The sequence below is a fragment of the Sphingobium sp. ba1 genome (genome assembly GCF_000743655.1).
GTDB lineage: Bacteria > Pseudomonadota > Alphaproteobacteria > Sphingomonadales > Sphingomonadaceae > Sphingobium.
Genome location: NZ_JPPQ01000069.1, coordinates 2,322,308 through 2,329,404, shown reverse-complemented (window position 1 = coordinate 2,329,404; position 7,097 = coordinate 2,322,308). Strand labels below are relative to the sequence as shown.

The 7,097-nt window shown below is 64.8% G+C and carries 6 protein-coding genes; all 6 read left to right on the top strand.

Annotated elements, in window-relative coordinates:
* Nucleotides 1-17: 17 nt before the first annotated feature.
* The 6 genes from IL54_RS14415 (at nt 18) to IL54_RS14390 (ending at nt 7,048) form a co-directional block, all read left to right on the top strand.
* Complete coding sequence (locus IL54_RS14415; protein WP_037476570.1) at nt 18-1,142, top strand: 8-amino-7-oxononanoate synthase; 1,125 nt, start codon at nt 18-20, stop codon at nt 1,140-1,142.
* Nucleotides 1,139-1,768: a dethiobiotin synthase gene (gene bioD, locus IL54_RS14410; RefSeq protein ID WP_037476569.1), complete on the top strand. Its 630-nt coding sequence runs from the start codon at nt 1,139-1,141 to the stop codon at nt 1,766-1,768. The genes IL54_RS14415 and bioD overlap by 4 nt, the downstream gene beginning before the upstream one ends.
* 102 nt (nt 1,769-1,870) lie before the next feature.
* Nucleotides 1,871-3,913, top strand: a complete 2,043-nt coding sequence (locus IL54_RS14405) for a M13 family metallopeptidase (protein WP_037476568.1) — start codon at nt 1,871-1,873, stop codon at nt 3,911-3,913.
* 215 nt (nt 3,914-4,128) lie between these two features.
* Entirely contained in the window at nt 4,129-4,512 is a 384-nt protein-coding gene (locus IL54_RS14400; protein WP_037476566.1) for a DUF4168 domain-containing protein, read from the top strand.
* Nucleotides 4,513-4,634: 122 nt separating this feature from the next.
* A complete protein-coding gene (locus IL54_RS14395; RefSeq protein WP_037476565.1) occupies nt 4,635-6,446 on the top strand; it encodes a cation:proton antiporter in 1,812 nt (603 codons plus the stop codon).
* The gene (locus tag IL54_RS14390) at nt 6,443-7,048 is read left to right on the top strand and encodes an OmpA family protein (protein WP_037476564.1); all 606 of its coding nucleotides are present in this window, start codon (nt 6,443-6,445) and stop codon (nt 7,046-7,048) included. The genes IL54_RS14395 and IL54_RS14390 overlap by 4 nt, the downstream gene beginning before the upstream one ends.
* Nucleotides 7,049-7,097 lie beyond the last annotated feature (49 nt).

Here is a 7,097-nt window from a genome sequence, read left to right as displayed (position 1 = left end):
GGCCTATAGCGCGCCCCATGACCGCCGAACCCTTCGCCAGACAGCTTGCCGCTTTGGACGCGCGCGGGCGGTTGCGTCGCCTGATGCCCCGGTCGGGGCGCGATTTTGCCTCCAACGATTATCTCGGCCTCGCTGCCGATCCGATCATCGCCGGGGCGGTGGCGGATGCGATTGCAAGGGGCGTGCCGGTGGGATCGGGCGGATCGCGGCTGCTGCGCGGCAATGCGCCCGAACATGAAGGGCTGGAGGCCAAGGCGGCGGATTTCTTCCGCACCCAGGCGTCGCTGTTCGTCGCCAATGGCTATGTCGGCAACCTCGCTTTGTTCGGCACGCTGCCGCAGCGCGGCGACCTGATCGTCGCGGACGAACTCATCCACGCGAGCGCGCATGACGGCATCCGCATGAGCAAGGCCGCCGCCGTCTTCGCCCGCCACAATGACGTGCAAAGCTTTTCCGACCTGATCACCGCCTTCCGCGCCGAAGGGGGCAAGGGCCGCATCTGGATCGCGGTCGAAACGCTTTATTCCATGGACGGCGACCTCGCCCCGCTCGCCGATCTCGCCAAGCTGGCGGCGAAACATCATGGCATGCTGCTGCTCGACGAAGCCCATGGCACCGGGGTCTTCGGGCCGGGCGGGCGCGGGCTTTCGGCCGGGCTGGACGGTCTGCACAATGTCGTCACGCTCCATACCTGCGGCAAGGCGATGGGGGTGGAAGGCGCGCTGATCTGCGGGCCGCGGCTGCAGATCGACTATCTCATCAACCGCGCCCGCGCCTTCATCTTCTCTACCGCGCCCTCGCCGCTGATGGCGGTCGCGGTGTCCGCCGCGCTCGACCGGATCGAGGAAGCGAGCGACCTGCGCGATCGGTTGAAGACGTTGCGGCAGGATGCCGCCGAAGCCATCTGCGCGCCGCTCGGCCTGCCCACACCGCGCAGCCAGATCGTGCCGGTCATCCTGGGCACGGATGCGCGCACCATGGCGGCGGCGGCGGCCTTGCAGGACGCTGGGTTCGACGTGCGCGGCATCCGCCCGCCAACCGTGCCGCCGGGCACCAGCCGCCTGCGCCTATCGCTGACTCTCAATGTCGGCCGCGCCGACATCGCCGCGCTCGGCCGTGAATTGCAAAGGATCGTGGGATGAGCGTCCTTATCGTCACCGGCACTGATACGGGCATCGGCAAGACGGTCTTTGCCGCTGGCCTCGCCGCTGCGTTGGGCGCGCATTATTGGAAGCCGATCCAGGCCGGGGTCGACCCCGATGGCGACAAGGAAGAGGTCGCCCGCCTGTCCGGCCTGCCCGCCACGCATATTCTGCCTGAAGCCTATCGGCTGGCGACGCCCGCCTCGCCGCATCTTGCCGCGCGGATCGACGGGGTGACGATCGCGTTGGACCGGCTGGCGCTGCCGCAGGTCGATGGGCCGCTGGTGGTCGAGGGCGCGGGCGGCGTACTCGTGCCGATCAGCGAGACATTGCTGATGGCCGACCTGTTCGCCCATTGGGGCCAGCCCGTCATCCTGTGCGCGCGCACCGCGCTCGGCACGATCAACCATAGCCTGCTCAGCGTCGAGGCGCTGCGGGCGCGCGGCGTGCCGATCGCGGGCATCGCCTTCATCGGTGAGGCGCATGCGGAAAATGAGCGGATCATCCCGCTGCTGGCGGGTGTGCCCAGCCTTGGCCGCCTGCCGCTGCTTGATCCGCTGAGCCCGGCTGCGCTGGCGCAAGCGTTCGCGGCGCACATACGGCTTTCCGATCCTTTCAACGGCTGATAATATTCGACCAACGACATGGACAGGCTTGTTGGACAGGCGTTCAAGTCCCCGTCATGCCGGGCGCGTCCGATGCGCCCACTTCAAGCAAGGGATGCTTTGATGAAACACCTCTTTCTGGGCGCTGCCGCCTCCGCACTGGCCCTGACCGCTGGTATCGCCCATGCGCAACAGCCCGCCACAACCGCTCCGGCTTCGGCCCCGGCCAAGCCCACTTATGGCAGCTATGGCTTCGACGCGGCCGGCATGGACCTGTCGGTGAAGCCCGGCGATGATTTCTACGACTATGCGAACGGCACTTGGGCGAAAAACACGCCGATCCCGGCCGACAAGTCCAACTATGGCGCGTTCAATACGCTCGACGAATTGTCGCGCACCCGCACCCGCGCGATCCTGGACGCGGCGAAGGATGATCCGGCGAGCAAGATCGGTGCGGCCTATGCCAGCTATCTCGACACCGCTGCGGTCGAAGCCAAGGGGCTGGCCCCGATCAAGCCTTGGATGGCCGAAATCAAGGGCGTGAAGGACAAGGCGGGCTATGCGACGCTCGCCGCCAAGGCTGCCCGCGCCGGGATCAGCGGCCCGTTCCGATTCTATGTCGGGCAGGACGATAAAGACCCCGAAACCTATATTCTGTCGATGAGCCAGGGTGGGCTGGGCCTGCCCGATCGCGACTATTATCTGGATGAAAAGCCGGAAATGGCAAAGATCCGCGCCGCCTATGTCGCGCATCTGGAGACGATGCTGACGCTGGCGGGTGAAACAGACGCCAAGGCGCGCGCCGCCGCCTTGATGGCGTTCGAGACGGAAGTGGCCAAGGTCCACTGGACCCAGATCGACAGCCGCGACGCGGACAAGACCTATAATAAGCTGACGCTGGCCGCCCTGCAAAAGGCCGCGCCAGGCTTCGACTTCGCCGCCTATTTCAAGGCGAATGGCCTGACGCCGACCGACCTGCTCGTCGCCCAACCCTCCGCCATCACCGGCGAGGCGGCGCTGATCGCCAAGACGCCGATCGCCGTGCTGAAGGACGCGCTGTTGCTGCGCAGCCTGCATGCTTATGCCGACAAACTGCCCGACAACATTGCCAATGCCGACTTCGCCTTTTACGGCACCACCCTGTCAGGTACGCCAGAGCGTGAGGCGCGGTGGAAGCGGGGCGTCGATTTCCTCAAGGATTCACTCGGCGAAGAGGTCGGCAAAGTCTATGTCGCGCAATATTTCCCGCCCGAAACCAAGGCGGCGATGGATGTGCTGGTCAAGAATGTGATCGCCGCCATGGGACGTCGCATCGACGGCCTGCCGTGGATGAGCGACACCGCCAAGGCGCGTGCGCACAAGAAGCTGGCGGCCTTCACCCCCAAGATCGGCTATCCCGACAAATGGCGCGACTATGATGGCCTCGCCATCCAGCGCGACGATCTGCTGGGCAATGCGATGCGCGCCAATCAGTTCGATTTCGACTATAATATCGGGAAGCTGGGCAAGCCCATCTATCGTTGGGAATGGGGCATGACGCCGATGGAGATCAACGCCTATGCCAATTTCGGCATGGTCGAGATCGTGTTCCCCGCCGCGATCCTGCAACCGCCCTTCTTTGATCCCAACGCCGACCCGGCGGTCAATTATGGCGGTATCGGCGCGGTGATCGGCCATGAACTGAGCCATCATTTCGACGATCAGGGCGCGAAATATGACGAGACCGGCAAGCTCAACCAATGGTGGACCGACGCCGATGTCGCCAATTTCAAGGCGCTGACCGACAAGCTGGTCACCCAATATGACGCCTATGAGCCGTTCCCCGGCGCGCATGTGAAGGGGGCGTTCACGCTGGGCGAGAATATCGGCGATCTGGGTGGTCTGGCGGTCGCGCTCGATGCCTATCATGCCTCGTTGGGCGGCAAGCCCGCGCCGGTGATCGACGGCATGACCGGCGACCAGCGCTTCTTCCTGGGCTGGGCGCAGGTGTGGCGGCGCAATTATCGCGAGGCCAATCTGCGCCAGCGGCTGGTCACCGATCCGCACGCGCCGTCGCAATATCGCGCCGATATCGTGCGCAATTTCGATAGCTGGTATGAGGCGTTCAAGCCTGCGCCGGGTGGCAAGCTCTATCTGGAGCCCATGGAGCGCGTCAAAATCTGGTGATGACGAGCGTGCGCCGACCCCGGTTTTCGGAGTCGGCGCAAACTTGTTGCAAGGTCGCAACGATAGTGGCGGCTGACGGCCCGTTGTTCAAAAAGGACGAACTGTCGGGAACCCGAACGTCGTCCGCCTTATGCCACGGCTCGACGGAACGGGCCTTCCCATGCCGATGCGTTGTCCACAGTTTCTGACGGGTTATCAGTTCAAGGAGACGCATTGTGAAGAGCCTCACCCTTTCCCACGCCCTCAAGGCTGGCCTCGCATCGGCCGCTCTTTTCGCGGTTGCCCCGCTCGCGGCGCAGACCACGCAGCCTGCCCCTGCGGCACCAGCTTCCCCGGCAGCACCCGCCGCCGGAGCCAGCAATTTTAGCGACAGCGACATCCAGCAATTTGCCGCTGCTGCCACCGAAGTGACGAAGATCCAGGCGGATGCGTCGATCCCGGCCGCCGAGAAGCAGTCCAAGATGCTCGCCGCGTTGCAGGCGTCGGGCCTGCCGCCTGAAAAGTTCAACCAGATCGGTCAAGCTGCCGCCACCGACCCCGCGCTTCAGCAGCGCATTCAGGCCGCCGCGCCGGCTGCCCCGGCGCAGCCGCAGCCCTGATGAAAGACGGATGGGCCGGTCCTCGATCGGCCCATTTTTCGTCCCGCCGCCCGGTGGTTCCCCGACCGGTTAAAAATATCAGGGGGTGACGGCGGCCGCGCTGTCTGTCTATCGTGCCCGCCATGCAGCAACTGGCCCTTTCCATCGCGCTTATCGGCATATTGGGGATCGGCGCGCAGTGGATCGCATGGCGCACCGGCTGGCCTGCCATTGCGCTGATGCTGGCGGCGGGCGTCATCGGCGGCCCCGTTCTCCACATCATCAACCCCGAACATGTGTTCGGCGAGCTGCTCGAACCCATGGTGTCGATCGCGGTCGCGCTGATCCTGTTCGAAGGTGGCCTCAGCCTCAACTTCCGCGAATTGCGCAAGACCGACGGCGCGGTGATCCGCCTCGTCCTGCTCGGCGCGCCGATCGGCTGGGTATTGGGCGCTATCGCCTGCTATTACGTCGCGGGGCTGGTCTGGCCGGTCGCGATCCTGTTTGCGGGGATATTGGTGGTGACGGGGCCGACCGTGGTGCTGCCTTTGCTGCGTCAGTCCAACGTCGCGGCGCGGCCGCGCGCCATCCTGAAATGGGAAGCGATCGTCAATGATCCGGTCGGGGCGCTGCTTGGCGTCGTGACCTATGAATATCTGCGTCGGGCGGGCGAGGGCGGGACGCTGGCGTCGGTCATCTTGTCGCTGCTGGGTGCTGCGGTCATCGCAGGCCTGATCGGCTGGCTTGCCGCCCGTGCGATCGGCTGGGCCTTTCCGCGCGGTCATGTGCCCGAATATCTCAAGGCACCGATATTGCTGGTCGCGGTAATCGGTGTCTTTGTCGGATCGAACATGATCCAGCAGGAAACCGGATTGCTGGCGGTCACCGTCATGGGTGTGGCGCTTGCCAATATGCGTTTCGATTCGCTGCGCGACATTCAGCCATTCAAGGAGAATGTCACCGTCCTGCTGATCTCAGGCGTGTTCGTGATCCTCTCCGCCTCGCTCAACCTTGAAGTTTTGCGCCAGTTCGAATGGCGCTTCATCGGTTTCCTGCTGGCGCTGCTGTTCCTGGTACGGCCAGCCACGGTCCTTCTCAGCCTTGCCTTCTCCCCCGTTCCCTGGAACGAGCGGCTGCTGGTCGCGTGGATCGCGCCGCGCGGCATCGTCGCCGTGGCCATTTCCGGCCTGTTCGCGCTGCGGCTCGACCGGCTCGGCTATGGCGACGGTTCGATCCTGGTCACCCTGTCCTTTGCCGTCGTCATTGCGACGATCCTTTTCCACGGTTTTTCGATCAAGGCGGTCGCGCGGCTGCTCAAGGTGACCGGCGCATCGGAACAGGGGCTATTGATCGTCGGTGCGACGCCTTTCAGTCTGGGGTTGGCCGATCAGTTGCGCCAGATCGACATACCCGTGACGATCGCCGACAATAGCTGGCAGCGGCTGGCCCCGGCCCGGCACAAGGGCATTCCCACCTATCATGGCGAAATCTTGTCCGAAGCCACCGAGGAACGGCTGGACCTCACCCAGTTTCAGGTGCTGGCCGCCGCGACTGGCAACGAGGCCTATAACGCGCTCGTCTGCAACGAATTCGCGCCGGAGATCGGGCGCGATAATGTCTATCAGCTGGGCGACGCCAGCGATGATGACGACCCACGCACCTTGCCCGAATCGCTGCGCGGCCGGACGCTCTTCACGTCGGGCCATGGCGTGGAGGATATTGTGGAACGCGAGGAGCAAGGCTGGACCTTCCGCAAGACGAAGATCAGCGAACATTTCGATTATGAAGCGGCCCGCGCCGCCTTGCCGCCGGAGGGCGACATGCTCTTGCTGGTGCGCCGGACCGGGGCGCTGCGTTTCTTCTCCCATGCGTCGCGTCCCACGCCCCAGCCCGGCGACACCATCCTGTCCTATGTGCCGCCCGCCCCGATCCGATCGAAAGGAAAGGAAGAATGACCAAATTGGCCCCAACCGCGCTGCTCCTGTGCGCGAGCCTGGCTGCGTGTCAGCCGCCCGCTGGGCAGGAGGCTGCCAATAACGTGATCGCCGACAATGGCGTGGCGGACAATGGCGCGGACAATATGGTCGAGCCGCAACGCTCCATCCTGCGCCCCGAAGTCGTGCCCACGGTGGAAGAACCCAAGATCGAGCCGGAAGAATTGCTGATCGGCTTCGGTGCCCTGTCGCTCCAGTTGGACGATGGGGCGAAGGCCGCTCTGGACGCGCTGATGACGACCCCAGCAATGCAGGCGGGCGGGACTGTCGCGCTGCGTGGGCATAGCGATTCGCTGGGCACCGATGGCGATAATCGTGTTGCTTCCCGCCGTCGCGCCGAGCGGGTGCGCGATTATCTGCTCGAAAAGGGCGTGGTGGCCGAGCGCATCACGCTGGTCGCTCTGGGGGAAACCCGGCCGATCGCGCCCAATGCCAAGGAGGATGGTAGCGACGATCCCGAAGGCCGGGCGAAGAATCGCCGGGTCGAGGTGCGCGTCACGCCGCCGCCGGTTGTCATCCCGCCCGCCGTGCCGGTGGATGCGCCGGACGCGGAGAAGCCATAGCCTTGCAGGCGGCTCTCGCCTAAAGACATGCGATGACTTCTCCTGTCTG

What these genes read in the sequence shown, in the direction of transcription:
- IL54_RS14415 (WP_037476570.1), top strand. Translation starts at nt 18, where the DNA reads ATGACCGCCGAACCCTTCGCCAGACAGCTTGCCGCTTTGGACGCGCGC.
- bioD (WP_037476569.1), top strand. Translation starts at nt 1,139, where the DNA reads ATGAGCGTCCTTATCGTCACCGGCACTGATACGGGCATCGGCAAGACG.
- IL54_RS14405 (WP_037476568.1), top strand. Translation starts at nt 1,871, where the DNA reads ATGAAACACCTCTTTCTGGGCGCTGCCGCCTCCGCACTGGCCCTGACC.
- IL54_RS14395 (WP_037476565.1), top strand. Translation starts at nt 4,635, where the DNA reads ATGCAGCAACTGGCCCTTTCCATCGCGCTTATCGGCATATTGGGGATC.
- IL54_RS14390 (WP_037476564.1), top strand. Translation starts at nt 6,443, where the DNA reads ATGACCAAATTGGCCCCAACCGCGCTGCTCCTGTGCGCGAGCCTGGCT.